This is a genomic window from Streptomyces sp. NPDC002754 (assembly GCF_053592315.1).
Genome location: NZ_JBSFVM010000004.1, coordinates 155065 through 181319 on the forward strand (window position 1 = coordinate 155065; position 26255 = coordinate 181319).

A 26255-nucleotide genomic window follows, 5' to 3' on the forward strand; every position below is an offset into this window, starting at 1 on the left:
CCCTTGACCGCACACGGAGCGAACAGCAATCCGCTCCGTGACGCCGCCGACCGACGGCTCCCGCGCATCGCGGGGCCGTCGGGTCTGGTGATTTTCGGCGTTACGGGCGATTTGTCACGTAAGAAGCTGATGCCCGCGGTTTATGACCTCGCGAACCGGGGTCTGCTGCCGCCCGGCTTCTCGCTCATCGGGTTCGCCCGCCGCGAGTGGCAGGACGAGGACTTCGCGCAGGAGGTGCACGACGCGGTCAAGCAGCACGCGCGCACGCCGTTCCGCGAGGAGGTCTGGCAGCAGCTCATCCAGGGGATGCGCTTCGTCCAGGGCAACTTCGACGACGACGACGCGTTCGAGCAGCTCAAGGCGACCATCAACGACCTGGACAAGTCGCAGGGCACGGGCGGCAACTTCGCGTTCTACCTCTCCGTACCCCCCAAGTTCTTCCCGAACGTGGTCCAGCAGCTCAAGAAGCACGGCCTCGCGGACGCCCCCGAAGGGTCCTGGCGGCGCGCCGTCATCGAGAAGCCCTTCGGCCACGACCTCGCCTCCGCCAAGGACCTCAACGCGATCGTGCACGAGGTGTTCGACCCGGACCAGGTGTTCCGGATCGACCACTACCTCGGCAAGGAGACCGTCCAGAACATCCTGGCGCTGCGCTTCGCCAACCAGATGTTCGAGCCGATCTGGAACCGGTCCTACGTCGACCACATCCAGATCACGATGGCCGAGGACATCGGCATCGGCGGCCGCGCCGGCTACTACGACGGCATCGGCGCCGCCCGCGACGTCATCCAGAACCACCTCCTTCAGTTGATGGCGCTGACCGCCATGGAGGAGCCCGCCTCCTTCGACGCGGACGCGCTCGTCGCCGAGAAGGCCAAGGTGCTCGGCGCGGTGAGGCTGCCGAAGGACATCGGCAAGGACACGGTGTTCGCGCAGTACGCGGCCGGGTGGCAGGGCGGCGAGAAGGCCGTCGGCTACCTCCAGGAAGACGGCATCGACCCGAAGTCGAAGACCGACACGTACGCGGCCGTCAAGCTGGAGGTGGACAACCGCCGCTGGGCGGGCGTGCCCTTCTACCTGCGTACGGGCAAGCGTCTCGGCCGCCGGGTCACCGAGATCGCCGTCGTCTTCCAGCGGGCGCCGCACTCCCCCTTCGACCACACGGCGACGGAGGAGCTGGGGCAGAACGCGATCGTGATCCGCGTCCAGCCGGACGAGGGCATCACGGTCCGCTTCGGCTCGAAGGTGCCGGGCACGTCGATGGAGATCCGCGACGTGTCGATGGACTTCGCGTACGGCGAGTCCTTCACGGAGTCGAGCCCCGAGGCGTACGAGCGGCTGATCCTGGACGTGCTGCTGGGCGACGCCAACCTCTTCCCGCGCACGGAGGAGGTCGAGCTCTCCTGGAACATCCTCGACCCGATCGAGGGCTACTGGGACAAGCACGGCAAGCCCGCCCAGTACCCGTCCGGCACGTGGGGGCCCGCCGAGGCGGACGAAATGCTCGCACGAGACGGACGGAGCTGGCGCAGGCCATGAAGATCGATCTCACGGACACCACGTCCAGCAAGATCAACAAGTCGCTCGTCAAGGGCCGCCGCGCCATCGGCACACCCGCCGTCGGCATGGTGCTGACCCTCGTCATCGTCACCGACGAGGAGAACGCCTACGACGCCCTGAAGGCCGCCAACGAGGCCTCGCGCGAACACCCCTCGCGCACCCTCGTGGTCATCAAGCGCGTCTCGCGCTCCCCTCGCGACCGTACGAAATCCCGGCTCGACGCCGAGGTACGGCTCGGCGCCGAGGCGGGCACCGGCGAGACCGTCGTCCTGCGCCTGTACGGCGAGGTCATCAACCACGCCCAGTCGGTCGTCCTGCCGCTGCTGCTGCCGGACGCCCCGACGGTCGTCTGGTGGCCCGTGGACGCGCCTCTGGACCCCGCGAACGACCCGCTGGGCGCGCTGGCCCAGCGCCGCGTCACGGACACGTACGCGGCCGAGCAGCCGGTTCACGAGCTGGAGGCGCGGGCCGAGTCCTACGCTCCCGGCGACACCGACCTGTCGTGGACCCGGATCACGCCGTGGCGCTCGATGCTGGCCGCCGCGCTCGACCAGGTGACCTGCGACGTCACCTCGGTCGAGGTCGAGGGCGAGGAGTTCAACCCGAGCTGCGAGCTGCTCGCGATGTGGCTGGCGGACCGGCTCGACGTCCCCGTGCGGCGCAGCCTGTCGGCGGGTCCAGGGCTGACCGGCGTACGCCTGGAGTCCACCTGCGGCCCGATCGTCCTCGACCGGGCCGACGGCACCCTCGCCACGCTCTCCATCCAGGGCCAGCCGGACCGCGCGGTCGCGCTCAAGCGCCGCGAGACGTCCGAGCTGATCGCGGAGGAGCTGCGCCGGCTCGACCCGGACGACACGTACGCGGCCGCGCTGCGGTTCGGCGTGGACCGGCTGGGCGAGCCCGATGGCCAGAAGACGGTGCCGGAGTCGGTGTCGTCGGCAGCCTCGGCCGCTCCCGCGGCGGCGCCCGCCCCGAAGGCGGCCGCGAAGAAGGCACCGGCCAAGAAGGCCCCTGCCAAAAAGGCTCCCGCCAAGAAGGCAACGACGAAGTGAGCGCAGACAAGTGAGTGCAGCACCCCAACTCGTCGTCCACCGCGACAAGGAGCTGATGGCGCAGGCGGCCGCGGCCCGGCTGATCACCAAGATCGTCGACGCCCAGTCCGCCCGCGGCTCCGCCTCCGTCGTCCTGACGGGCGGCCGCAACGGCAACGGCCTGCTGGCCGCGCTGCACGCGGCCCCCGCCAGGGACGCGGTCGACTGGGGCCGCCTCGACCTGTGGTGGGGCGACGAGCGGTTCCTGCCGGACGGCGACCCCGAGCGCAACTACACACAGGCGAAGGAGGCGCTGCTCGACGCGGTGCCGCTCGACCCCACGCGCGTGCACCCCATGCCCGCGTCGGACGGTCCTTTCGAGGCGGACGCCGCGGCCGAGGCGTACGCGGCCGAGCTCGCGAACGCCGCGGGACCCGAGGACCACGGCCCCGTGCCGACCTTCGACGTCCTGATGCTCGGCGTCGGCCCCGACACGCACGTCGCGTCGCTCTTCCCGGAGCTCCCGGCGGTCCGCGAGACGGAGCGCACCGTCGTCGGCGTGCACGGCGCCCCCAAGCCGCCGCCCACCCGCACCACGCTCACGCTCCCGGCGATCCGGGCCGCGCGCGAGGTGTGGCTGCTCGCCGCGGGCGAGGACAAGGCGGGGGCCGCCGCGATCGCGCTGTCCGGCGCGGGCGAGATCCAGGCCCCCGCCGCGGGCGCGTACGGCCGTTCGCGCACGCTGTGGCTGCTGGACGCGGCCGCGGCGTCGCAGCTGCCGCCGGAGCTGTATCCGCCGGCGATCGCGTAACGACGTCCTACGCAGGCACGTGGGCCCCGCTTCTTAAAGAAGTGGGGCCCTACGCGTGCTGCGGCACGCGGTAGTCCGACCCGTCCTTCTCGCGTACGAGGAGGCCGTCGATGACGCAGTAGCGGCGCAGCGCGGCCGTGTCGTCATGGACCGTGCGCAGCGCCTCGTTGACCTCGCGCTCGCTGTAGGTGCGCTCGGCGTCGAAGAGCCTGCCCGTGAGGTGCACGAGGAGGTCGTGGCGGACGGTCTGGCGTACCGGTATGACGGTGAGGCGGCCCCGGGAGAAGAAGCCGGTGAGGTGGCGCGGGACGCCCGGGGCGGGCTCGGCGGCCCGGTGGTGGCGGAAGATCTCCGACCCGGCGCGCAGCGAGCCGTCGTCGAGGCGCTGGACGAGTCCCGCGGCGATCAGCTTGCCGAGGTGCTTGCGGGCCACCGGGGAGTCGGCCTCGCGCGGCGGCAGGCCGTCGAGGACGATGCGCGCGTAGAGCCTGAGTCGTTCTGGGTCGGCGAGTGCCGACATGAGCTGGCCGTTGTTCATCAGGGGGCTGCCTCCCGGCTGGGTCACGGACGGGCAGTCTCACCCGCCGGAAGGACTTTGCGCACCCCAATAACGATTAACGGCCCCGCAGCTCCCGGTACTTCGCGACCAGCGCCTGTGTCGACGTGTCGAGCCCCGGTACCTCCGCACCCTCGGTGAGCGCCGGCTCCACGCGCTTCGCGAGCACCTTGCCCAGCTCGACGCCCCACTGGTCGAAGGAGTCGATGTTCCAGACGGCGCCTTGCACGAACACCTTGTGTTCGTAGAGGGCGACCAACTGCCCGAGCACGGACGGCGTGAGGTCCTTCGCGAGGATCGTGGTCGTCGGGTGGTCGCCCTTGAACGTCTTGTGCGGCACCAGCTCCTCGGGCACTCCCTCGGCGCGCACCTCGTCGGGTGTCTTGCCGAACGCCAGCGCCTGGGTCTGCGCGAAGAAGTTGGCCATGAGCAGGTCGTGCTGGGCGACGAGCCCCGGCAGCAGATCGGCGACCGGCTCGGCGAAACCGATGAAGTCCGCAGGGATCAACTTCGTTCCCTGGTGGATGAGTTGGTAGTAGGCGTGCTGCCCGTTCGTGCCCGGCGTGCCCCACACCACGGGGCCGGTCTGCCAGCCGACCTCCTCGCCATTGCGTTGCACGTACTTGCCGTTCGACTCCATGTCGAGCTGCTGGAGGTACGCCGTGAACTTGGAGAGGTAGTGCGAGTACGGCAGCACCGCGTGCGACTGCGCGTCGTGGAAGTTTCCGTACCAGATACCCAACAGACCCATCAGCAAAGGGACGTTGGACTCGGCGGGCGCCGTGCGGAAGTGCTCGTCGACGAGGAGGAAGCCGTCGAGCATCTCGCGGAACGCGGCCGGGCCGATGGCGATCATCAGCGACAACCCGATCGCCGAGTCATACGAATAACGTCCGCCGACCCAGTCCCAGAACTCGAACATGTTGGCCGTGTCGATGCCGAACTCCGACACCTTCCCTGCGTTCGTCGAAAGCGCCACGAAGTGCTTGGCGACGGCTTCCTGAGGGGCCCTCAGCCCGGTGAGCAGCCAGTCGCGCGCGGACGTCGCGTTGGTGATCGTCTCGATGGTGGTGAAGGTCTTCGAGGCGATGACGAACAGCGTCTCGGCGGGGTCCAGGTCCCGTACGGCCTCGTGCAGGTCCGCCCCGTCGACGTTCGACACGAAGCGGACGGTCAGGTCGCGGTCGGCGAAGGAGCGCAGCACCTCGTACGCCATCGCGGGACCGAGGTCGGAGCCGCCGATGCCGATGTTGACGACGTTCTTGATCCGCTTGCCGGTGTGTCCGGTCCACTCCCCCGACCTGACCCGGTCGGCGAAGGCGGCCATCTTGTCGAGGACGGCGTGCACTCCCGGCACCACGTTCTCGCCGTCGACCTCGATCACCGCGTCCCGCGGAGCACGCAGCGCGGTGTGCAGGACGGCCCGGTCCTCGGTCGTGTTGATCTTGTCGCCGCGGAACATGGCATCGCGCAGGCCGAACACGTCGGTCGCGGCGGCCAGCTCGCGCAGCAGCCGCAGCGTCTCGCCGGTGACCAGGTGCTTGGAGTAGTCGACGTGCAGGTCACCGACCCCCAGCGTCCAGCCGGAACCGCGCGCGGGATCGGCCTCGAACAACTCCCGCAGTGGTACGTCGCCCAGCTGCTCGCGGTGCTTGGCGAGCGCCTGCCATTCGGGCGTCTGGGTGAGTGCTGTCTGCTTGTCGGACGCGTTCATCTCGGACTTCAGCCTTCTCTCGTACCTGCGTACGTACGGTGCCCCGCTGCTGCCATCCAACCTAATTGATCAGGTTGAATCGGGCCTTTCCGTGGCCACACGAAAGAGGTACGAGAAAAGGGCCGGGCACCTGCTCAGGTGCCCGGCCCTTTTGGCCGGTCAGATCTCGCCCCGCAGTTTCGCGAGCGCCTCGGCGAGGATCGCCTCACCGTCCGCGTCACTGCGCCGCTCCCGCACATAGGCCAGGTGCGTCTTGTACGGCTCCGTACGCGGTGGGGCCGGCGGGCTGTCCCGGTCCTGCCCGGCCGGGAAGCCGCAGCGCGGACAGTCCCAGGTCTCCGGCACCTGCGCGTCGGAGGCGAAGCTCGGCTGCGTCTCGTGCCCGTTCGAGCACCAGAAGGAGATGCGCAGGCGCGGCGCGGACTCGCCGCGCTCGGCCTCGCCCATCGGCCCCGCCCCGACCCGACTTCCTCGGATCGCGTTGCCACTTGCCACGGTCGTAACTCCCTGCGTGATGGTGCCGCGAAGCCTGTCGGCGTTCGAGCTTCGCCGCGGAGCGCCTCAGTCTACGTAAGGCCCAACGCGCGTCCAGTGCTTGGAGTTACATCGCTCCACAGACGCAAGCCCCATGATAGGCCGCGTTGTTGAGCGCGTACCGAACATGGGGCTTTACGTGAGAGATATGCGGTTGTGGCGGACCGGCCCCAGGGACCGGGGCCCGAAAGTCAGTTGTTGATCTTCATCAGAATGCCGAGCACCACGATGCACGCGAACCACAGGAGACCGGTCACGACCGTGATCCGGTCGAGGTTCCGCTCGGCGACCGAGGAGCCACCGACGGAGGACTGCATGCCGCCACCGAACATGTCGGAGAGGCCGCCGCCCTTTCCCTTGTGCATCAGCACCAGGAGCATCAGCAGCAGGCTGAAGACGATCAGGGCGATCGAGAACCCCATAACCACGGCTGGACCAACTTCCTCGGAACTTTTTGGACGACGGGGCCGACGCTCCGCGAAGAGCCTCGGCCCCGCAAGGGTACGACGTATGGCGGCTAGCGCCTACTCGCTGCTCGTGTCACTGCTCGTGGAAGCGAACGATCTTCACGAACTCGTCGGCGTCCAGCGAGGCGCCGCCGATCAGGGCGCCGTCGATGTCGGGCTTGGACATGATCTCCGCGACGTTGCCGGACTTCACCGAACCGCCGTACTGGATGCGGACCTTGTCCGCGACGTCCTGCGAGTACAGATCGGCGAGCTTGCCACGGATGGCCCCGCAGACCTCCTGCGCGTCGTCGGCGCCGCACACCTTGCCGGTGCCGATGGCCCACACGGGCTCGTAGGCGATGACGATCGTCTCGGCCTGCTCGGCGGGCAGGTCCTTGAGGCCGCCCTCGACCTGGCCGAGCGTGTGGGAGACGTGGTTGCCCGCCTCTCGGACGTCCAGCTCCTCACCGACACACAGGATCGGCGTCAGGCCGTGCTTGTACGCGGCCTTCACCTTGCCGTTGACGACCTCGTCGGTCTCGTCGTGGTACTGCCGGCGCTCCGAGTGGCCGATCGCCACGAAGGTGCACTTGAGCTTGGCGAGCATCGGGCCGGAGATCTCACCGGTGTACGCGCCGGAGTCGTGCGCCGAGAGGTCCTGGGCGCCGTACTTGATCTTGAGCTTGTCGCCGTCGACCAGCGTCTGCACGGAGCGCAGGTCGGTGAACGGCGGCAGAACGGCGACCTCGACGGCGTCGTAGTCCTTGTCCGCGAGAGCGAAAGCGAGCTTCTGGACGTGCGCGATGGCCTCGAGGTGGTTGAGGTTCATCTTCCAGTTGCCCGCCATCAGCGGCGTGCGGCCCTGTACGGGAGCAGTCATGCGGGGTCAGTCCTCCAGTGCGGCGAGACCGGGCAGCGTCTTGCCCTCGAGGTACTCGAGGGAGGCGCCACCGCCGGTCGAGATGTGGCCGAATGCCTTCTCGTCGAAGCCCAGCGTACGGACCGCCGCGGCGGAGTCTCCGCCACCCACGACGGTGAAGCCGGGAGCGTCGATGAGGGCCTGGGCGACCGCCTTGGTGCCCTCGGCGTAGTCGGGGTGCTCGAAGACGCCCATCGGACCGTTCCAGAACACGGTCTCGGCGTCGGCGAGCTTCGAGGCGTACAGCTTGCGGGTCTTGGGGCCGATGTCCAGGCCCTCCTGGTCGGCCGGGATGGCGTCCGCGGCGACGGTCGAGGGGTTGGCCGGGGTCTTGCCCTTGAGGTCGGGGAACTCCGGCGAGACCAGGACGTCGACCGGGAGCACGATCTCCACGCCGTTCTTCTCGGCGCGCTCCATGTACTCCGTGACGGTCGGGAGCTGGTCCTCCTGGAGGAGCGAGATACCGACCTCGTAGCCCTTGGCCTTGAGGAAGGTGTACGCCATGCCACCACCGATGAGGAGGCGGTCGGCCCTGCCGAGCAGCTGGTCGATGACGGCCAGCTTGTCGGAGACCTTGGCGCCGCCGAGCGCGACCACGTAGGGGCGCTTGACGTCGTCGGTGAGCTTCTTCAGGACGCCGACCTCGGTGGCGATGAGGTAGCCGGCGTAGTGCGGAAGCCGCTTCGGCAGGTCGTACACGGAGGCGTGCTTGCGGTGCACGGCGCCGAAACCGTCGCCTACGTAGACGTCCGCAAGGTGGGCGAGCTGCTCGGCGAAGTCGCCGCGCTCGGCGTCGTCCTTGCTCGTCTCGCCGGCGTTGAAGCGCAGGTTCTCGATGACGGCGACCTGGCCGGGCTGCAGGCCGTCGACGGCCTCGTGGGCGGCGGGGCCGACCGTGTCCTGGGCGAACGCGACCGGCTTGCCCAGCAGCTCGGCGAGGCGCTCGGCGGCGGGCAGCAGGGAGAACTGCGGGTCCGGGGCGCCCTTGGGGCGGCCCAGGTGGGAGGCGACGATCACCTTGGCGCCCGCGCCGGCCAGGGCCTGCACGGTCGGCAGGACGGCGCGGATGCGGCCGTCGTCGGTGATGAGGCCGTCGGCCAGCGGCACGTTGAGGTCGGCGCGGACGAACACCCGCTTCCCGTCGACCCCTTCGGCGAGAAGTTCCTCAATCGTCTTCATGGATGGGCTCCTTGAGAGGGCTGGTCGTGCACGTTCGTGAAGGCTGACGCGCGAAGGGCCCGGACTGTCGCGCGGCGCCGCGCGGGTCCGGACCCTTCGCTACATCTGAGTGCCTTGCTGCTCTAGAACCTTAGAGGTCTCAGAACCCTGGACGGCTCAGAGCTGACCGCCGACGAAGACCGTGAGGTCGACGAGACGGTTGGAGTAGCCCCACTCGTTGTCGTACCAGCCGAGGATCTTCACCGAGTTGCCTTCCTGGACCATGGTCAGGGAGGAGTCGAAGGTGCAGGAGACCGGCTCGCCGACGATGTCCGAGGACACGATCGGGTCCTCGGTGTACGCCACGATGCCCTTGAGCTCGCCGTCCGCGGCCTTCTTGAACGCGGCGTTGACCTCGTCCTTGGTGGTCTCGCGCTGCAGCTCCACGACCAGGTCGGTGGCCGAGCCGGTCGGGACCGGGACGCGCATCGCGATGCCGTCGAGCTTGCCCTTGAGCTGCGGCAGGACCAGGGCGGTCGCCTTGGCGGCGCCCGTCGTGGTCGGGATGATGTTCTCCGCGGCGGCACGCGCGCGGCGCAGGTCGCTGTGCGGGAAGTCCAGGATGCGCTGGTCGTTCGTGTAGGCGTGAACCGTCGTCATCAGGCCACGGACGATGCCGAAGTTCTCGTCGAGCACCTTCGCCATCGGCGCCACACAGTTGGTGGTGCACGACGCGTTCGAGATGACGTGGTGGTTCGCCGGGTCGTACTGGTCCTGGTTGACGCCCATCACGATGGTGATGTCCTCGTCCTTGGCCGGAGCCGAGATGAGGACCTTCTTGGCGCCGCCTGCGATGTGCTTCTCGGCGTCCGCCTTCTTCGTGAAGATGCCCGTGGACTCGATCACGACGTCGACACCGAGCTGACCCCACGGAATGTCGGCGGGGTTGCGCTCGGACAGCACCTTGATGGTGCGGCCGTCGACCGTGATGGTGTCCTCTGTGTGCGACACCTCGGCCTTGAGACGGCCCAGGATCGTGTCGTACTTCAGAAGGTGTGCGGTGGTCGCGGTGTCACCCAGGTCGTTGACAGCAACGATCTCGATGTCTGCACCCTGGTCAAGAAGGGCGCGGAAATAATTGCGACCGATGCGGCCAAAGCCGTTGATGCCTACGCGGATCGTCACGAACCGATCTCCTCGTTGGTACGCCGGAGTATCGACGCCGGCGAGATTTATTTGGGATGTCCCCGACCGCCTCCGACCCTACCTCCCATAAAGGCTCGGGGTGACATCGAGCGACTCCATGCAGGACACAGCGGCCCGTACTCATGAGTAACGTACGGGCCGCTGTGTATTTCGCGGGTAATTCAGACCCCGTTCAGTCGCTAATTGAGCGCAGGGCCTTTCGGATGAGCGCATTTCGATCGGCTGCCGCGGTGACGTGTTCCAGGCCGAATCCGAGCAGCACCGTGTCGGGCGTGCTGATCGCGCCGTACGTCGTGAACAGGTCCTTGGCGAGCGCCCAGTCCTTCACGGCGGGCGGACTGCCCGCGGGCGGCCCGGGGACGCTCCAGACGCCCAGGGACGTCTCGAAGCCCTCGGTCTCGGTGGCCTGTCCCCCGATCACGACGGAGGCGTTGTCGGCGCGCACGCCCTCACCTCCGGTCCCGGGGTCGCTCACGTAACTCAGGGACACCTCGACGGACTTGCCGGCATAGGCGCTCAGGTCGTACGTGACCGTCTTCCAGTCGTCCGAGGAGCCGGTGAGGCTGTTCCACTGGCCGGAGGTGCCGGTGTTGCCGCAGGCGGCGCCGTCCGGCGTCAGGTAGCGGGCGAGCGCCGGGTGGTCCTGGATGAAGAATCCGGCCTCGCACTCCGTGGGCACCTTGTTCGAGGTGTAACCGTCCCTGTCGGGCAGGGTCGTCCAGTCCTCCGCACCGGTCGTGTGCGCCTCCAGGGGTGCGTGGTCGTAGCCCGGTTCGGTGTCCCACAGGAGCTGCATCCGCAGCTGCGGCTGCTGGGCCGCGGTGACTCCGCTGAGGTCGATGGTGCGGGTCAGGCGCTTGTACGCGTCGTCCGTGTGGACGGCGGCCGCCATGCCCGCGCCCTCGTACTGGCCCGCTCCCGCGCTGGTGAACTGCGGCAGCGTGGCGGAGGTCGCCTCGTACAGGCCCGCGCCGTTCAGCGGGTTGCCGGGTGCGTCTCCGAGGGACGCGGCGATCCCGTCGAGGTCACCTGAACCGTCGAAGCGGGTCGCCACCGGGGAGGCCGTGCGCGAGTAGGCGCCCAGGTAGTACTGGCTGAAGTCGTTCGTCGTGGTGCCGCCGATGTCGACAGAGCCGCCCGCCTTCTCGCCCGCCTCGACGAGCTTGCCGCCCTCGTTCAGGTAGTCGCGTATGGCCAGTTGGGTGGCGAGGGTCGGCCGGTCGGCGCTCGTGTAGTGGACGACCGCCTTGAAGTGGCCGAGTACGGCGAGGGGGTCGGGAGTACCCTGCTTCGCGACGTTCCAGACGACCGGGGAGCGGCCCGCGGCCTTGAGCGCGTCTACGTAGGCGCCCGTTTGCACACCCGCGGCGTCGTTCTCCGCGACGACAAGAGTGTCGCCCTTGTCGCGTGCGGCGACGGTGTAGGTGAAGTGCTCGCTACTTGTGCTCTTTCCGGATTTCGTGCGCCCCGTGAACCACACCTCTACCTTGTCGCCGACATCGGCGTCCTCGACCTTCGCCCTATAGGCGTCGAAGTGCAGATTGTCGTCGCCTCCGTAGGTCTCGCCGCCCTTCCAGGCACGCAATTCCTCATCGTGCGAACGGCCGCCATTGACGCGGTAGTTCAGCTCCTTGTCGCGAACAGACTTCCGTACCGTCACGGAGACTTCCTGGTCACCACCGCGCGCGTACGAAGTCGTGAACTTCGCCGGGGTGAAGTCGGGCGCCTCCATGCCGACCGAGGACGACGGTTGGTCCGGGTGCGAGGCGGTCTCGGCGATCGACATCGCGAAGGGGATGTTCTTCTCGAACTCGGCCTGGATGAGCTTCTCGTCGTCCGGGAACGTGAAGACCGACGCGCAGTCGCCGGGTTTCCACGCGTCGTTGGGGTCGACGTTCGACGCGGTCTGGCAGGTGCTCATCTCGGGCGTGAACATCGAGGTGCCGTTGACGTTGCCTGCGTGCCCGTCGGCCTCGCCGTTCGTCGTGTACAGCTCCGAGGAGACCTGCGGGTGGTAGCCGGGGATCGCGGACTTCTCCGGGGTACCGGCGAGCGCCTTGTAGAGCACGTCGTCCGGGGTCGGCGTGGCGACCTGCCAGCCCACTCCGTAGAGCAGCAGTTCGGCGGCGGAGTGGTAGTTGATGGCGTAGTCGAAGCCGACGCGCTTCTCGAAAGCGTCGAGGGCCTTGGTCTCCGGCTCGGAGTTCGGGCTCGCGCCACGGTAGGTCTGGTTGGCGGGTTCGGGTGACGAACCCTCGTCGTCGTAGCCCCACTTGTAGGCGAAGTTGCGGTTGAGGTCGACGCCGTCGCCGGTGGTGTACTTGCCGTCGCCGTTGTTGTCGCGCATGTTCTTGCGCCACTGGCGGTTGGCCGCGTCCTTGAACGTCCAGTCGTAGCCGTCGGGGTTGGCGGAGAGGACGAACCACATCTCCGTGGAGTCGACGAGCTTCTTGACGTGCGCGTCCTTGGAGTAGTTGTCCACGTAGTGGTGCATCAAGCGGCGGGTCATCTCCGGGGTGATCCACTCGCGCGCGTGCTGGTTCGACATGTAGAGCACGGACGGCTTCGCGCCGTCCTTGACCTTCTTGGCGCGCTTGGTGAGCTTGAGCGCGAGGATGTCCTGGCCCTGGAGCGTCTTGCCGATGGAGACGACCTTGGTGAGGTCGGGATGCTCCTGGGCGGTGCGCAGGACCTCCTCCTGGAGGCCGCCCTTGCCGCGGTACGGGCGGAAGACTCCGTCACCGGCGGCCTCGACGCGGGCCGTCGCCTTGGTACTCAGCTTGTGCTCGGTGAGCTCGACGCCCTTCTTACGAAGGCTGTCGGCCTGCTTGTCGGTGAGGTAGACCTCGACCTTCGACGTGCCCTTCTTCGGAGCCTGCTCGCCGAGTTCGTGGCCGTCCTGGCCGGCCTGGAGGAGCAGCGGTATCTGCTCCTTCGACACCTCGGCGCGGAACACCTTGACGGCGTCCGCGCCGGAACCTGCCTTCGCCGGGCCGTTGTCCGCGTGGGCGACGGGCGCCAGTGCGGCGCCTCCCACCCCCAGGACAAGCGCTCCGACGGCGAGGATCGATCTCGCTCGTCGTCCCGCTCCCCGCCCCCGTCCCGTTCTTCGTCCCACACTTCGTCGCATGAGCCCCCCTTGCAGTTGTCTGCCACGGTTGTGGCGCGATGCCGCAGAAGCGAACAAGCGTCAGAATCGTGACCGTTCATGGTCAAGTCAAGGGGGCCTCAACTCCCGTTCACAGACATGGAAAAGCCGGTGGCGGCGCCCGCGATCGGGCGCCGCCACCGGCTCGTCGAAAAGGTGCTGCGGGTCAGCCCGCCAGGTTCTGCGCGAGGCTCTCCGCCATCTCCTCCGTCAGCTCCTCCGCCATGTCCTCCGTGAGGTTGGACTCCGTGCTGGGGATGCCGAGGTCCTGGGCCCGCTTGTCCGCCATGGCCAGCAGGCGGCGGATGCGGCCCGCGACGGCGTCCTTGGTCAGCGGCGGGTCGGCGAGCGCGCCCAGCTCCTCCAGGGAGGCCTGCTTGTGGTCCATGCGCAGGCGGCCCGCGGCGGCGAGGTGCTCGGGCACGTCGTCGGCGAGGATCTCCAGGGCGCGCTGCACCCGGGCGCCGGCCGCGACCGCGGCGCGGGCCGAGCGGCGCAGGTTCGCGTCGTCGAAGTTCGCGAGGCGGTTCGCGGTGGCGCGCACCTCGCGGCGCATCCGCCGCTCCTCCCAGGCGAGCACCGACTCGTGCGCCCCCATACGGGTGAGCAGGGCGCCGATCGCGTCGCCGTCGCGCACCACCACGCGGTCCACGCCGCGCACCTCACGGGCCTTGCTCGCGATCTGCAGCCTGCGGGCGGCGCCGACCAGGGCGAGCGCCGCCTCGGGGCCCGGGCACGTCACCTCGAGCGAGCTGGAGCGCCCCGGCTCGGTGAGCGAGCCGTGCGCCAGGAACGCGCCGCGCCAGGCCGCCTCGGCGTCGCAGGTGGCCCCCGAGACCACCTGCGGCGGCAGGCCCCGGATCGGCCGGCCGCGGCCGTCCACCAGGCCCGTCTGGCGGGCCAGCTGGTCGCCGCCCGCCACCACTCGTACAACGAACCGCGAGCCGCGGCGCAGCCCGCCGGGCGCCATCACGATCAGCTCCGAGCTGTGCCCGAAGATCTCGAGAATGTCCCGCTTGAGCCGCCGTGCGGCCATCGCGGTGTCCAGCTCCGCCTCGATCACGATGCGGCCGCTCACCAGGTGAAGGCCGCCCGCAAACCGCAGAATGGCCGAGACCTCGGCCTTCCTGCAGCAGGTCCGGGTGACGGGGAGCCGGGAGATCTCGTCCTTCACCGCTGCCGTCATCGCCATGGGCCGATCCTTCCATGCATCCGAAAAATACGGTCGTACGCGGCGGCCAACAGCTCCGGGTCGTGCCTCGGAGTGCCGTCGGGCCTGGCCACCGGCGCCAGCTCGACCGCGGCACCGAAACGCTCATGGGCGGTTTCGGTCAGGGACTCGCGATCGGGCACGGCGGCCTCGTCGGCCAGCACCACGTCCAACGTGAGTTTAGGTGCGTGTCGTCCCAAAACTTCCAAATGACGCTGCGGGGAGAACCCCTCAGTTTCTCCGGGTTGCGGCGCGAGGTTCAGCGAGAGGACCTTTCGGGCCTTCGTCTCGACCAGTGCGTCGAGCAGCTCCGGGACCAGCAGATGCGGAATCACGGAGGAGAACCAGGAGCCCGGGCCCAGCACCACCCAGTCCGCGTCGAGCACCGCGGCGACCGCCTCGGGAACGGCCGGCGGATCGCGCGGCACCACGTGGACGGACTGGACCTCACCGCGGGTGAGCGCGACCGTCGCCTGACCGCGCACGGTCTCGATGTCGTCCGGGCGTGTCGGATCGTGTCCCTTCACCAGGGCCTGGAGCTCCAGCGGGACGGCGGACATGGGCAGCACCCGCCCCTGCGCGCCGAGCAGCTTGCCGACCAGGTCCAGGGCCTGCACATGATCGCCGAGCTGCTCCCACAGGGCGACGATCAGCAGATTGCCGACCGCGTGCTCGTGCAGCTCGCCCTTGGACTGGAAGCGGTGCTGGATGACGCGGGCCCAGGTCTGGCCCCAGTCGTCGTCCCCGCACAGGGCCGCGAGGGCCTTGCGCAGGTCACCGGGCGGCAGCACGCCCAGCTCGTCGCGCAGGCGGCCGCTGGAGCCCCCGTCGTCGGCGACCGTGACGACGGCCGTGAGGTTGTTCGTGATGCGGCGCAGCGCGGCCAGGGATGCCGACAGACCCATGCCGCCGCCGAGGGCGACGACCTTGGGTGTGGTGCCCCTGCCCGGCTTCACCGGCGAGGTTCTGCGGCGGATCCTGCTGGTGAGCCGCAGGGTACGTCCCGTCATTCCCGTCCCATGTCACGGTGGACGATCACGGTCTCGACGCCCTGCGCGGCGAGGCGGGCGGCGAGCTTCTCCGACGTCGCGACGGAGCGGTGCTTGCCGCCCGTACAGCCGACGGCGATCGTCACGTAGCGCTTGCCCTCACGGCGGTAGCCGGCGGCGATCAGCTGGAGCAGCTCGGTGTAGCGGTCGAGGAACTCCTTGGCGCTGGGCTGCGAGAAGACGTAGTTCGACACCTCCTCGTTCAGGCCGGTGAAGGGGCGCAGCTCGGGGACCCAGTGCGGGTTCGGCAGGAAGCGCATGTCGACCACGAGGTCGGCGTCGACCGGCAGGCCGTACTTGAAGCCGAACGACATGACGGTGGCCCGCAGCTCGGGCTCCTCGTCGCCGGCGAACTGGGCGTCCATCTTGGCGCGCAGTTCGTGGACGTTGAGGCTGGAGGTGTCGATGACCAGGTCCGCGTCGCCGCGCAGCTCGCGCAGCAGTTCGCGCTCGGCGTCGATGCCGTCGACGATCCGGCCGTCGCCCTGGAGGGGGTGCGGGCGGCGTACGGACTCGAAGCGGCGCACCAGGGCCTCGTCGGAGGACTCCAGGAAGACGATGCGGCGCGTGACGTGCTTGGCCTCCAGGTCCGCGAGGGACTGCCGGAGGTTGTCGAAGAAGCGCCGTCCCCGTACGTCGACGACGACCGCGATCCGCGCCACGTTGCCCTGCGAGCGGGCGCCGAGCTCCACCATGGTGGGGATCAGCGCGGGCGGCAGGTTGTCGACGACGAACCAGCCGAGGTCCTCCAGGCACTTCGCCGCGGTGGAGCGGCCGGCGCCCGACATCCCGGAGATGATCACGAGCTCGGGGATGGCGGTGTCGGGGACGCCCGGCGCATCGGCGGTCTTGCCGGCTCCCGCCGCGGTGTCCAGGTCCGCGCCTGTGCCTTCGCCTGTGCCCGTCTCTTCGCCCGTGCCTGGTTGTTCCGTGCCTGGTCCTGTCCCTGATCCGGTGCCCGTGCTCACTTGTGCTCCGTGCTGTGGTTGCGGCTGTTCCTGTGGTGCGGGGCCCTGTGGCATGCCGCTGGTGTCGCTGCTCTCGTGGTCCTGCTCGCTCATGACTCATGCCCCCGTTGTTCCTCCGGGGCGCCCGCGCTGACCGGGTCCCCGCCGGCCGGCACGTCCGTCGTGCCGGTCGCTTCGTCTTCGTATTCGATGATCTCTCCGGTGGCCGTGTTCACCGCGGGCGCGGCGGGCGCGGCCTTGGCGAAGGCCAGCACGATGGCCTCGGCCGTCTTGCGGCCTATGCCGGGGACCTCGCAGATCTGGTCGATGGTGGCGGCCCGCAGCCGCTTCACCGACCCGAAGTGCTTGAGCAGTGCCTGCTTGCGCGAGTCCCCGAGGCCCTGCACGTCGTCCAGCGGGCCCGACCTGAAGCGCTTGGCCCGCTTGGTGCGCTGGTAGGCGATCGCGAAGCGGTGCGCCTCGTCCCGCACGCGCTGGAGCAGGTAGAGCCCCTCGCTGGTGCGGGGAAGGACCACCGGGTCCTCCTCGTCCGGCACCCAGACCTCTTCGAGACGCTTGGCGAGGCCGCACACCGCGATGTCGTCGATGCCGAGCTCGTCCAGGGCCCGCTTGGCCGCCGCGACCTGCGGCTGCCCGCCGTCGACCACGACGAGCTGCGGCGGGTAGGCGAACCTCTTGGGCCGGCCGTCGTCCTCTGTGAGGCGCGACTCCTCGACCACCGGTTCCTCGCCCGCGTCCGGCTCCTCGTCGGACCAGTCGGCCGACTTCTCCTGGGCGGAGAGGTAGCGCTTGAAGCGCCGAGTGATGACCTCGTGCATGGAACGGACGTCGTCCTGTCCCTCGAAGCCCTTGATCTGGAAGCGCCGGTACTCGCTCTTGCGGGCCAGGCCGTCCTCGAAGACGACCATGGAGGCCACGACGTCGTCGCCCTGGAGGTGCGAGATGTCGTAGCACTCGATGCGCAGCGGAGCGCTGTCCAGGTCGAGGGCCGCGGCGATCTCCTCCAGCGCGCGCGAGCGCGTGGTGAGGTCGGAGGCGCGCTTCGTCTTGTGCAGGACGAGGCCCTGCTGCGCGTTCCTGTAGACCGTCTCCATGAGCGCCTTCTTGTCGCCGCGCTGCGGGATGCGCAACGACACGTTCGACCCGCGGCGCTCGGTGAGCCAGGCCTGGACGGGCTCCAGGGGCTCGGGCAGCGCGGGGACGAGGACCTCCTTGGGGACGGCGTCCCCGGTCTCCTCCCCGTAGAGCTGCTGCAGCGCGTGCTCGACGAGGTCGCCGCTGGTGACCGCCTCGACCTTGTCGGTGACCCAGCCGCGCTGGCCGCGCACGCGTCCGCCGCGCACGTGGAAGATCTGGACGGCCGCCTCCAGCTCGTCCTCCGCCAGGGCGACGAGGTCGGCGTCGGTGGCGTCGGTGAGGACGACCGCGCTCTTCTCCATGGCCTTCTTGAGCGCCTCGACGTCGTCACGCAGGCGGGCCGCCCGCTCGTACTCCATCTCGTCGGCCGCCGCGGCCATGTCCTTCTCCAGGCGCCGGATGTACGTCCCGGTACGCCCCGCCATGAAGTCGCAGAACTCGTCGGCCAGTTCGCGGTGCTCCTCGGGCGTGACGCGGCTCACGCAGGGAGCCGAGCACTTGCCGATGTAGCCGAGCAGACAGGGCCGGCCCGTGCGCTCCGCGTTGTTGAACACGCCCTTGGAGCACGTGCGTACAGGGAAGACGCGCAGGAGCAGGTCCACGGTGTCGCGGATCGCCCACGCGTGCCCGTACGGACCGAAGTAGCGCACGCCCTTCTTCTTCTGGCCGCGCATCACCTGGACCCGCGGGAACTCCTCGTTCATCGTCACCGCGAGGTACGGGTAGCTCTTGTCGTCGCGGTACTTGACGTTGAACCGGGGGTCGTACTCCTTGATCCAGGAGTACTCCAGCTGCAGCGCCTCGACCTCCGTGGACACCACCGTCCACTCCACGGACGCGGCCGTGGTGACCATCGTGCGCGTACGGGGGTGCAGGTTCGCCAGGTCCTGGAAGTAGCTCGCCAGGCGCTGGCGCAGGCTCTTCGCCTTCCCGACGTAGATCACCCGGCGGTGCTCGTCGCGGAACCTGTACACCCCTGGGGAGTCGGGGATCTGTCCCGGCTTGGGGCGGTAGCTGGAGGGGTCGGCCATGTCAGACACCCTACTGGCGGTGTGTGACAGTTCGGGGTGCGCTGCGTGGGTGGCGCCGCGCTCTCGGGGGTACGCGGCCGCCCGCGGCGTCCGACACCTGTGCGTGGTCGGCCGGTGGCGTTGCGTGTGGTGAGTGTCGAGGCTTGTCGGGCGCGGGCCAACACGCTTCAATGCCGGGTGACTTGAGGCGGTGGAATGCGGCTCGACGGACGACGGACATCAACGGCCCGGGGGCCGAACCTGGAGGCGGTGCTGCGCTCAGGGCCGTTCCACAGCGCCCTGCGGGCCGCGATCGCCGCCCGGCAGCTGCCCCTGCACCGAGTGCGCCACCACCTGGCCCGCCGGGGCGTCACCATCGGCGTCACCAGCCTGAGTTACTGGCAGCACGGCGCACGGCGGCCGCAGCGCCCAGAGTCGATGCGCGCCGTGCGCGCCCTGGAGGAGATCCTCGAACTGCCCGAGGAATCACTGATCCGGCTGCTCGGCCCGGTGCCCGGAACGGCCGTGCCCAAGCGCTCCGCGGCCCGCTCGTACCGGTCGCTCATCGAGGTGTCCGGGGCCGTCGAGCGGCTGCTCGCGGAGCTGGAGTCCCCGCTGGACGGCGGGGTGCACACCATCGGGCACCACGAGCGGGTGCGGATCGGCGCGCGCCGGCAGCTCCTCGGCAGGGATTCGCAGCAGATCGTGCGGGCGCACCACGACGGCGTGGACCGTTATGTGGCCATCCACCATGGCGATCCGGGATGTTCCCCGGCGGATGTGGCGGTCTACGCCACGGAGAACTGCCGTACGGGGCGGGTGCGATGGGACGACGGGGCGGGCGTCCTGGTCGCGGAGCTGCTGTTCGACGCGCGGCTCCGGGCCGGTGACACGCATCTGTTCCACTACGGCTTCGAGGACGGGACGGCCGGTCCGGCCTCCGAGTACGTCCGCGGATTCGGCTTCGCCGGAGGGCAGTACGCGCTCCAGGTCCGGTTCGCGGACGAGGCGCTGCCCGTGCGCTGCCACCGCTTCGCGCAGCGGTCGGCCGCGGGCCCGCGCGACGGCCGCCACGAACTCGCGCTGAGCGACACGCACCGGTCGGTGCACATGGTGGAGCCGCAGGTGCGGGCGGGGCTGATGGGCATCGGGTGGGACTGGGAGTGAACCCCCTGCCCGGATCCAGGGCGTACGTGCCCGGGTGCACGGCGGGCGTGCCCGGTTCGGGTGAGGCGGGTGCCGTGCTCGGTGGGAGGCTCTAGCGTCGGCGTGTGGTGATCGCAGGTCCGACCGGGCGGTCGCCTGCCCGTGCTCGGTCGCTTGCCCGGGTTCGCTCGCTTGCCGGTGCTCGTCCGCTTGCCCGCTCGAAAGGAAACACCGTGATTGTCGTCGCCGGAGAGGCACTGATCGACCTCGTCCCCCAGGGCGTGCCCACCGACGGCGAGCTGCCCGCCCTCGCGCCGCGGCTCGGTGGCGGCCCGTACAACACGGCGGTGGCGCTCGGCCGCCTCGGCTCGTCCGTGGCGTTCTGCTCCCGGGTGTCGCGGGACGCCTTCGGGGAGGCCCTGCTCGGCGGCCTGCGGTCGGCCGGAGTGGATGTGTCCCCGGTGCAGCGGGGCGACGAGCCGACGACGCTCGCCGTGGCCTCGATCGGCGCCGACGGCTCCGCCGGGTACTCGTTCTACGTGGAGGGGACGGCCGACCGGCTCTTCGCGGTGCCCGAGGCGCTGCCCGCCGGCACGCGCGCGATGTCGTTCGGCACCTGCTCGCTGGCGCTCGAACCGGGCGCCACCGCGTACGAGGACGTGATGCGCTCGGCAGCCGCGCAGGGCGTGTGCACGGCGCTCGACCCGAACATCCGGGCAGGACTGATCCCCGACGCGGACGCCTACCGGGCCCGTTTCAAGAACTGGCTGGCGTCGACGACGCTGCTGAAGCTCTCCGAGGACGACGCCGAATGGCTGGGCGGCACACCTCAGGAGTGGCTGGCCGCGGGACCGGCCGCCGTGGTGATCACGCGCGGCGGGGACGGGCTCACCGTACTCACACGGGACGGGGGCGAGTACGCGATACCGGGTGAGCGGGTCGACGTCGTGGACACGATCGGCGCCGGTGACACCGTCAACGCCGCGCTGCTGCACGGGCTTTCGCGCCAGGACGCCCTCTCCCCCGCCGCCATCGCCGCGCTCGGCGGCGACGACTGGTCCCGGCTGCTGCGGTTCGCCGCGCGGGCGGCGGCGGTCACCTGCTCACGGGCGGGCGCGGAGCCGCCGTACGCCGCCGAGCTGGCGGGCGTCGCGTGGTGAGGGACGGCCTCGTGAGGGGCGGCTCGTGAGGGTCGGCCGGATCTGAACGTGCGGCGCCCCGCGGGGAGTTCCCCACGGGGCGCCGTCGCTCGTCCGTCGGCGGGACGGACAGACCTGTGTCAGGCCTTACGGGCCTTCCCGGTCGCCTTGGTCGCCTTGGTCGCCTTCTTGGCTGTGGGCTTCTTCGCGGCCGTCTTGGCGGTCGCCTTGGTGGCGGTCGCCTTCGCCGCGGCCGTCTTGGTGGCGGTCGCCTTCGCCGCGGCCGTCTTCTTGGCCGGGGCCTTCGTCGCCGCCACGGTCTTCTTCGCCGCCTTACGGGGACGCGCGGCCGGCACGGCCGCGTCGCTGACCCGGTCGGCGCCGAGGACGTCACGCAGGAACTTTCCGGTGTGGCTCGTCGGGATCGCCGCGACCTCCTCCGGGGTGCCCTCCGCGACGACGAGACCTCCGCCGTTACCCCCCTCGGGGCCCATGTCGACGACCCAGTCGGCGGTCTTGATGACGTCGAGGTTGTGCTCGATGACGATGACCGTGTTGCCCTTGTCGACGAGGCCCGAGAGCACCGTGATGAGCTTGCTGATGTCCTCGAAGTGCAGACCGGTCGTCGGCTCGTCGAGCACGTACACCGTGCGGCCCGTGGAACGCTTCTGCAGCTCGCTGGCGAGCTTCACACGCTGCGCCTCACCACCGGAGAGCGTCGGCGCGGGCTGCCCGAGCCGGACGTAGCCGAGGCCCACGTCGTTGAGCGTCTTGAGGTGGCGGGCGATCGCCGGGACGGCCTCGAAGAAGCTGTGCGCCTCCTCGATCGGCATGTCCAGGACCTCGGAGATGGACTTGCCCTTGTAGTGGACCTCCAGCGTCTCCCGGTTGTAGCGCGCGCCGTGGCAGACCTCGCACGGGACGTACACGTCCGGCAGGAAGTTCATCTCGATCTTGATCGTGCCGTCACCGGAGCAGTTCTCGCAGCGGCCGCCCTTGACGTTGAAGGAGAAGCGGCCCGGCAGATAGCCGCGCACCTTCGCCTCGGTCGTCTCGGCGAACAGCTTGCGGACGTTGTCGAAGACTCCGGTGTACGTCGCCGGGTTCGACCGCGGCGTGCGGCCGATGGGCGACTGGTCGACGTGCACGACCTTGTCGACTAGGTCGTCGCCGTCCACGCGCGTGTGGCGGCCGGGGACGGACCGCGCCCCGTTCAACTCCCTTGCCAGGTGCGTGTACAGGATGTCGTTCACCAGCGTCGACTTGCCGGATCCGGAGACTCCGGTGACGGCGGTGAGGACGCCCAGCGGGAAGGACACGTCGATGTCGCGGAGGTTGTTCTCCTTGGCGCCGTGCACGGTGAGGCGGCGTCCCGGGTCCACGGGCCGGCGGATGTCCGGCATCTCGATGGCCTTCTTGCCCGCCAGGTACTGGCCGGTCATCGACTCGGGGTTCTCCAGCAGTCCCTTCAACGGACCGCTGTGCACGACCTTGCCGCCGTGCTCGCCCGCGCCGGGGCCGATGTCGACGATCCAGTCGGCGACCTTGATGGTGTCCTCGTCGTGCTCGACCACGATGAGCGTGTTGCCCATGTCGCGGAGCCGGACGAGCGTCTCGATGAGCCGGTGGTTGTCGCGCTGGTGCAGGCCGATGGACGGCTCGTCGAGCACGTACAGGACGCCGACGAGGCCGGAGCCGATCTGCGTGGCGAGCCGGATGCGCTGGGCCTCGCCGCCGGAGAGGGTGCCCGCCGCGCGGTTGAGCGACAGGTAGTCGAGGCCCACGTCGACCAGGAAGCGCAGCCGCTCGTTGACCTCCTTCAGGACGCGCTCGGCGATCTTCTTGTCGCGCGCGTTCAGCTTCATCTCGCTCAGGAAGTCGGCGCAGTCGCTGATCGACATGGCCGAGACCTCGGCGATCGACTTCCCCATGACCGTGACGGCCAGGATCAGCGGCTTCAGTCGCGTGCCCTCACAGGTCGGGCAGGGCACCTCGCGCATGTAGCCCTCGAAGCGCTCACGGCTCGTGTCCGACTCGGCCTCGCTGTGGCGGCGCTTCACGAACGGGACGGCGCCCTCGAACGGCGTCGTGTAGCGGCGCTCGCGCCCGTACCGGTTGCGGTAGCGGACCTCGATCTGCGTCTTGTGGCCGTTCAGGAGCGCCTTCTTGGCGCGCTGCGGAAGGCCGGCGAAGGGGATGTCCGTACGGAATCCGAGCGCGTCGGCGAGGGCGCCGATGAGGCGGCCGAAGTAGTCCTTCGTGTGCCCGTGCGACCACGGGTGGATGGCGCCCTCGTCGAGCGACTTCTCCTCGTCGGGAACGATCAGCTCGGGGTCGACCTCCATGCGCGTGCCGATGCCGGTGCAGTCGGGGCAGGCGCCGAAGGGCGAGTTGAAGGAGAAGGAGCGCGGCTCCAGCTCTTCGAAGGACAGGTCGTCGTACGTGCAGTACAGGTGCTCCGAGTACATGCGCTCGCGCTCCGGGTCGTCCTCGGGGAGGTCGACGAAGTCGAGCACGACCATGCCTCCGGAGAGGCCGAGCGCGGTCTCCACGGAGTCGGTCAGGCGGCGCTTGGCGGAGCTCTTCACAGTGAGGCGGTCGACGACCACCTCGATCGTGTGCTTCTCCTGCTTCTTCAGCGTCGGCGGCTCGGACAGCTGGATCGTCTGCCCGTCCACACGCGCGCGGGAGTAGCCCTTGGTCTGGAGGTCGCTGAAGAGGTCGACGAACTCGCCCTTGCGCTCGCGCACGAGCGGCGACAGGACCTGGAAGCGGCTGCCCTCGGGCAGCTCCAGGACCTTGTCGACGATGGCCTGCGGCGACTGGCGGGCGATGGGCCGGCCGCACTGGGGGCAGTGCGGCTTGCCGACGCGCGCGAAGAGCAGGCGCAGGTAGTCGTAGACCTCGGTGATGGTGCCGACCGTGGAGCGCGGGTTGCGCGACGTGGACTTCTGGTCGATCGAGACGGCCGGGGAGAGGCCCTCGATGAAGTCGACGTCCGGCTTGTCCATCTGGCCGAGGAACTGGCGGGCGTACGACGACAGCGACTCGACGTACCGGCGCTGGCCCTCGGCGAAGATCGTGTCGAACGCGAGGGAGGACTTACCGGAGCCGGACAGACCGGTGAAGACGATGAGGGAGTCGCGCGGGAGGTCGAGCGAGACATTCCGAAGATTGTGCTCGCGCGCGCCACGGACGATGAGACGGTCGGCCACGCCGGTCCGCACCTTTCTGGAGATAAGTGACAGGGGCGGGCCCCCGTCTCTCGCGGTCTGACTCTCGAGAGCGCTCACGCCGCGATCGAGGCGGAGCGGCCCTGAGAAGGCTGTCCTTCGAAGACTAGAGGGAGCCACTGACAACGCCGGTCGGATTCCCTGGTTGGTAACAAACCCGGACCACCAAGCATGCCCGACGTCGCCCTCGACCATATAGCACGTACATTCGATTCATGCGGATCATAGGCCTCCGTAGGCCACCTTCACCCGAACGTGTGGCGGGGCTATCGTCGGCGCCATGAGTGATCATGTGCGCGACCTGGCCTCAGTACGCGAAGCGACCGACCGGCTGCTCGCCGCGGTCGGCACCCTGGACAACGCCGCCGTGACCGAGCCGTCACGGCTCCCGGGGTGGACCCGCGGGCACGTTCTCGCCCACCTGGCCCGCAATGCGGACGCGCTCGGCAACGTCCTCGAGGGCCGCCCCATGTACGAGAGTGCCCGGTCCCGAGACGCCGACATCGAACGGGACGCCCCGCGCGGACTGCGCGAGCAGCTCGGCGACGTACAGGACAGCGCCGAGCGCTTCCGGCGCCTGGGGGCCGAGGACACCGACTGGACCCGCACGGTGGTGCTGCGCAACGGTGTGAAGGATCTCGCCTCGAACCTGCCGTTCCGGCGCTGGACCGAGGTCGAAATGCACCACGTGGACCTCGGGATCGGCTATGAGCTGGAGGACCTCTCCGCCGAGTTCACCCAGCGGGAGATCAACTTCCTCACGAAGCGGTTCCGCGATCACCCCGGCCTGCCGCCGCTGCTGATCAAGCAGGACGACGGCCGGATGATCTCCACGGGAGCCGTACAGAAGTTCTCCCTGGAGGAGATCAAGTCGGGCGCGAGCCCGGACCCCGAGCTCGGGATCGTCATCAAGGGCCACCAGGCGGACCTTCTGGGCTGGCTCGCGGGCCGCAGGGACGGCAGCGCCCTCACCGTCGACCGGGGCTCCCTGCCGTCCCTGCCCCCGCTATAGGCTGAATCCATGACGTACAACGGAGCGGTGAAGGTCGGCGGCCCGGCGGATGTGCACGAGCTGCAGGACCTGATGATCTCCAAGGTCGCGGTCGGGCCGATGGACAACAACGCCTACTTGTTGCGCTGCCGCGCAACCGATCAGCAGCTCCTGATCGACGCGGCGAACGAGCCGGAGACGCTGCGCAACCTCATCGGCGCGGACGGCATCGCGGCCGTCGTCACCACGCACCGGCACGGCGACCACTGGCAGGCCCTCCAGGAGGTCGTCGAGGCGACCCGCGCGCGCACGTACGCGGGACGCGAGGACGTCGAGGGGATCCCGGTGGCGACCGACGTAGCCGTCGACGACGGGGACACCATCGAGTTCGGCCGGATCACGCTCACGGCCCGCCACCTCGTCGGCCATACGCCCGGCTCGATCGCCCTGGTCTACGACGACCCGCACGGCCACCCGCACGTCTTCACCGGCGACTGCCTGTTCCCGGGCGGCGTGGGCAACACGTGGAAGGACCCCGAGGCCTTCGCGAGCCTCGTCGACGACGTGGAGACGAAGATCTTCGGCACGCTGCCGGACGAGACGTGGGTCTACCCGGGACACGGCAACGACACGACGCTGGGCACCGAACGTCCCCACATCCAGGAGTGGCGCGAGCGGGGCTGGTGACCTGTAGGCGGGCTTTTCGCCTCGGCCCGCCCTGTAAAAGGCCGCGTGCTACGCCTGCGCCGCCCCCGGCGCGGCGAGCGCCGCCACTCGCTGCACCCCGAACGCGTATCCCTGCACGCCGCATCCGGCGATCACGCCGTCGGCGCGCAGCGATACGTAGGAGTGGTGCCGGAACTCCTCGCGCTGGTGGATGTTGGAGATGTGGACCTCCACCACCGGCATGCCGTCGCAGGTGTTGAGCGCGTCCAGGATCGCCACGGACGTGTGCGAGTAGGCGGCGGGGTTGATGACGACGCCCACGTGGTTCTCGCGCGCCTCATGGATCCAGTCGACGAGCTCGCCCTCGTGGTTGGACTGCCGGAAGTCCACGGTGGCGCCGTGCGCGGCAGCCGCCTTCACGCACAGGGCCTCGACGTCGGCGAGGGTGTCGCGCCCGTAGATCTCCGGCTGGCGCTTGCCGAGCAGGTTCAGGTTCGGGCCGTTGAGAACCATGATCGGGGCGTTGGCGAGCGTGCGCGGCACGAGGGACCTCCGTAGAAGAGCGTTTGCTCCTTGAGGGTCTATCACGGCGCCACTACCGCCCGAAGGGCGGTGGGTAC

21 protein-coding genes are annotated in these 26255 nt (G+C 69.5%); 7 read left to right on the forward strand and 14 right to left on the reverse strand.

What is annotated here, in order from left to right; all coding sequences use genetic code 11:
- Window positions 1–3: 3 nt before the first annotated feature.
- From zwf to pgl, 3 genes are read left to right on the forward strand one after another with little or no spacing between them, the layout of a single operon-like run.
- Entirely contained in the window at window positions 4–1539 is a 1536-nt protein-coding gene (zwf, locus tag ACWD2L_RS12855) for a glucose-6-phosphate dehydrogenase (RefSeq protein WP_351343698.1), read from the forward strand.
- Window positions 1536–2612, forward strand: a complete 1077-nt coding sequence (gene opcA, locus ACWD2L_RS12860; protein WP_351343695.1) for a glucose-6-phosphate dehydrogenase assembly protein OpcA — start codon at window positions 1536–1538, stop codon at window positions 2610–2612. The genes zwf and opcA overlap by 4 nt, the downstream gene beginning before the upstream one ends.
- A gap of 10 nt (window positions 2613–2622) precedes the next feature.
- Window positions 2623–3402, forward strand: coding sequence for a 6-phosphogluconolactonase (gene pgl, locus ACWD2L_RS12865; protein WP_351343692.1), 780 nt, complete (start codon window positions 2623–2625; stop codon window positions 3400–3402).
- Window positions 3403–3451: 49 nt separating this feature from the next.
- Here the strand turns inward: pgl and ACWD2L_RS12870 are convergent, their stop codons facing one another.
- From ACWD2L_RS12870 to uvrC, 12 genes are all read right to left on the reverse strand, one after another.
- A complete protein-coding gene (locus ACWD2L_RS12870) occupies window positions 3452–3967 on the reverse strand; it encodes a DUF2087 domain-containing protein (protein ID WP_351343689.1) in 516 nt (171 codons plus the stop codon).
- 49 nt (window positions 3968–4016) lie between these two features.
- Window positions 4017–5672, reverse strand: a complete 1656-nt coding sequence (pgi, locus tag ACWD2L_RS12875; protein WP_351343686.1) for a glucose-6-phosphate isomerase — start codon at window positions 5670–5672, stop codon at window positions 4017–4019.
- A 159-nt stretch (window positions 5673–5831) separates the two neighbouring features.
- Window positions 5832–6167 (reverse strand): RNA polymerase-binding protein RbpA, encoded by a 336-nt coding sequence (locus ACWD2L_RS12880; RefSeq protein ID WP_266720873.1) that lies wholly within the window; start codon window positions 6165–6167, stop codon window positions 5832–5834.
- Window positions 6168–6397: 230 nt separating this feature from the next.
- Window positions 6398–6628: a preprotein translocase subunit SecG gene (secG, locus tag ACWD2L_RS12885; protein WP_351343683.1), complete on the reverse strand. Its 231-nt coding sequence runs from the start codon at window positions 6626–6628 to the stop codon at window positions 6398–6400.
- A 118-nt stretch (window positions 6629–6746) separates the two neighbouring features.
- Window positions 6747–7502, reverse strand: coding sequence for a triose-phosphate isomerase (gene tpiA, locus ACWD2L_RS12890; RefSeq protein ID WP_351343710.1), 756 nt, complete (start codon window positions 7500–7502; stop codon window positions 6747–6749).
- Between the two features lie 39 nt (window positions 7503–7541).
- Entirely contained in the window at window positions 7542–8753 is a 1212-nt protein-coding gene (locus tag ACWD2L_RS12895; RefSeq protein WP_351343680.1) for a phosphoglycerate kinase, read from the reverse strand.
- A gap of 156 nt (window positions 8754–8909) precedes the next feature.
- The gene (gene gap / locus ACWD2L_RS12900) at window positions 8910–9917 is read right to left on the reverse strand and encodes a type I glyceraldehyde-3-phosphate dehydrogenase (protein WP_351343677.1); all 1008 of its coding nucleotides are present in this window, start codon (window positions 9915–9917) and stop codon (window positions 8910–8912) included.
- 193 nt (window positions 9918–10110) lie between these two features.
- Entirely contained in the window at window positions 10111–13068 is a 2958-nt protein-coding gene (locus tag ACWD2L_RS12905) for a M14 family metallopeptidase (RefSeq protein ID WP_351343674.1), read from the reverse strand.
- 184 nt (window positions 13069–13252) lie between these two features.
- Window positions 13253–14278, reverse strand: a complete 1026-nt coding sequence (gene whiA / locus ACWD2L_RS12910; protein ID WP_351342673.1) for a DNA-binding protein WhiA — start codon at window positions 14276–14278, stop codon at window positions 13253–13255.
- Window positions 14269–15306 carry a gluconeogenesis factor YvcK family protein gene (locus ACWD2L_RS12915; RefSeq protein WP_351342671.1) on the reverse strand — a complete coding sequence of 346 codons (1038 nt, stop codon included), beginning with the start codon at window positions 15304–15306 and terminating at the stop codon, window positions 14269–14271. Before ACWD2L_RS12915 ends, whiA begins: the two co-directional genes overlap by 10 nt.
- Window positions 15303–16406 carry an RNase adapter RapZ gene (gene rapZ / locus ACWD2L_RS12920; RefSeq protein ID WP_351342669.1) on the reverse strand — a complete coding sequence of 368 codons (1104 nt, stop codon included), beginning with the start codon at window positions 16404–16406 and terminating at the stop codon, window positions 15303–15305. Before rapZ ends, ACWD2L_RS12915 begins: the two co-directional genes overlap by 4 nt.
- Window positions 16403–18481 (reverse strand): excinuclease ABC subunit UvrC, encoded by a 2079-nt coding sequence (uvrC, locus tag ACWD2L_RS12925; protein WP_351342667.1) that lies wholly within the window; start codon window positions 18479–18481, stop codon window positions 16403–16405. The genes rapZ and uvrC overlap by 4 nt, the downstream gene beginning before the upstream one ends.
- A 195-nt stretch (window positions 18482–18676) precedes the next feature.
- On the opposite strand from uvrC, the gene ACWD2L_RS12930 reads away from it, so the two are divergent.
- Entirely contained in the window at window positions 18677–19627 is a 951-nt protein-coding gene (locus ACWD2L_RS12930; RefSeq protein ID WP_351342665.1) for a hypothetical protein, read from the forward strand.
- 212 nt (window positions 19628–19839) lie between these two features.
- Entirely contained in the window at window positions 19840–20766 is a 927-nt protein-coding gene (locus tag ACWD2L_RS12935; RefSeq protein WP_351342663.1) for a carbohydrate kinase family protein, read from the forward strand.
- 119 nt (window positions 20767–20885) lie between these two features.
- Here ACWD2L_RS12935 and uvrA read toward each other — a convergent pair whose 3' ends face one another.
- On the reverse strand, window positions 20886–23960 hold the full coding sequence (gene uvrA / locus ACWD2L_RS12940) for an excinuclease ABC subunit UvrA (protein WP_351342661.1): 3075 nt from the start codon (window positions 23958–23960) through the stop codon (window positions 20886–20888).
- Window positions 23961–24258: 298 nt separating this feature from the next.
- On the opposite strand from uvrA, the gene ACWD2L_RS12945 reads away from it, so the two are divergent.
- Window positions 24259–24990: a maleylpyruvate isomerase family mycothiol-dependent enzyme gene (locus tag ACWD2L_RS12945; RefSeq protein WP_351342660.1), complete on the forward strand. Its 732-nt coding sequence runs from the start codon at window positions 24259–24261 to the stop codon at window positions 24988–24990.
- 9 nt (window positions 24991–24999) lie between these two features.
- Window positions 25000–25656 (forward strand): MBL fold metallo-hydrolase, encoded by a 657-nt coding sequence (locus ACWD2L_RS12950; protein ID WP_351342659.1) that lies wholly within the window; start codon window positions 25000–25002, stop codon window positions 25654–25656.
- A 48-nt stretch (window positions 25657–25704) separates the two neighbouring features.
- On the opposite strand, the gene aroQ is transcribed toward ACWD2L_RS12950, so the two are convergent.
- On the reverse strand, window positions 25705–26178 hold the full coding sequence (gene aroQ / locus ACWD2L_RS12955; protein ID WP_351342658.1) for a type II 3-dehydroquinate dehydratase: 474 nt from the start codon (window positions 26176–26178) through the stop codon (window positions 25705–25707).
- Window positions 26179–26255 lie beyond the last annotated feature (77 nt).

What these genes read in the sequence shown, in the direction of transcription:
- ACWD2L_RS12945 (WP_351342660.1), top strand. Translation starts at nt 24,259, where the DNA reads ATGAGTGATCATGTGCGCGACCTGGCCTCAGTACGCGAAGCGACCGAC.
- ACWD2L_RS12950 (WP_351342659.1), top strand. Translation starts at nt 25,000, where the DNA reads ATGACGTACAACGGAGCGGTGAAGGTCGGCGGCCCGGCGGATGTGCAC.
- tpiA (WP_351343710.1), bottom strand. Translation starts at nt 7,502, where the DNA reads ATGGCGGGCAACTGGAAGATGAACCTCAACCACCTCGAGGCCATCGCG.
- uvrC (WP_351342667.1), bottom strand. Translation starts at nt 18,481, where the DNA reads ATGGCCGACCCCTCCAGCTACCGCCCCAAGCCGGGACAGATCCCCGAC.
- opcA (WP_351343695.1), top strand. Translation starts at nt 1,536, where the DNA reads ATGAAGATCGATCTCACGGACACCACGTCCAGCAAGATCAACAAGTCG.
- ACWD2L_RS12895 (WP_351343680.1), bottom strand. Translation starts at nt 8,753, where the DNA reads ATGAAGACGATTGAGGAACTTCTCGCCGAAGGGGTCGACGGGAAGCGG.
- pgi (WP_351343686.1), bottom strand. Translation starts at nt 5,672, where the DNA reads ATGAACGCGTCCGACAAGCAGACAGCACTCACCCAGACGCCCGAATGG.
- rapZ (WP_351342669.1), bottom strand. Translation starts at nt 16,406, where the DNA reads ATGAGCGAGCAGGACCACGAGAGCAGCGACACCAGCGGCATGCCACAG.
- ACWD2L_RS12905 (WP_351343674.1), bottom strand. Translation starts at nt 13,068, where the DNA reads ATGCGACGAAGTGTGGGACGAAGAACGGGACGGGGGCGGGGAGCGGGA.
- ACWD2L_RS12915 (WP_351342671.1), bottom strand. Translation starts at nt 15,306, where the DNA reads ATGACGGGACGTACCCTGCGGCTCACCAGCAGGATCCGCCGCAGAACC.
- ACWD2L_RS12930 (WP_351342665.1), top strand. Translation starts at nt 18,677, where the DNA reads ATGCGGCTCGACGGACGACGGACATCAACGGCCCGGGGGCCGAACCTG.
- whiA (WP_351342673.1), bottom strand. Translation starts at nt 14,278, where the DNA reads ATGGCGATGACGGCAGCGGTGAAGGACGAGATCTCCCGGCTCCCCGTC.
- secG (WP_351343683.1), bottom strand. Translation starts at nt 6,628, where the DNA reads ATGGGGTTCTCGATCGCCCTGATCGTCTTCAGCCTGCTGCTGATGCTC.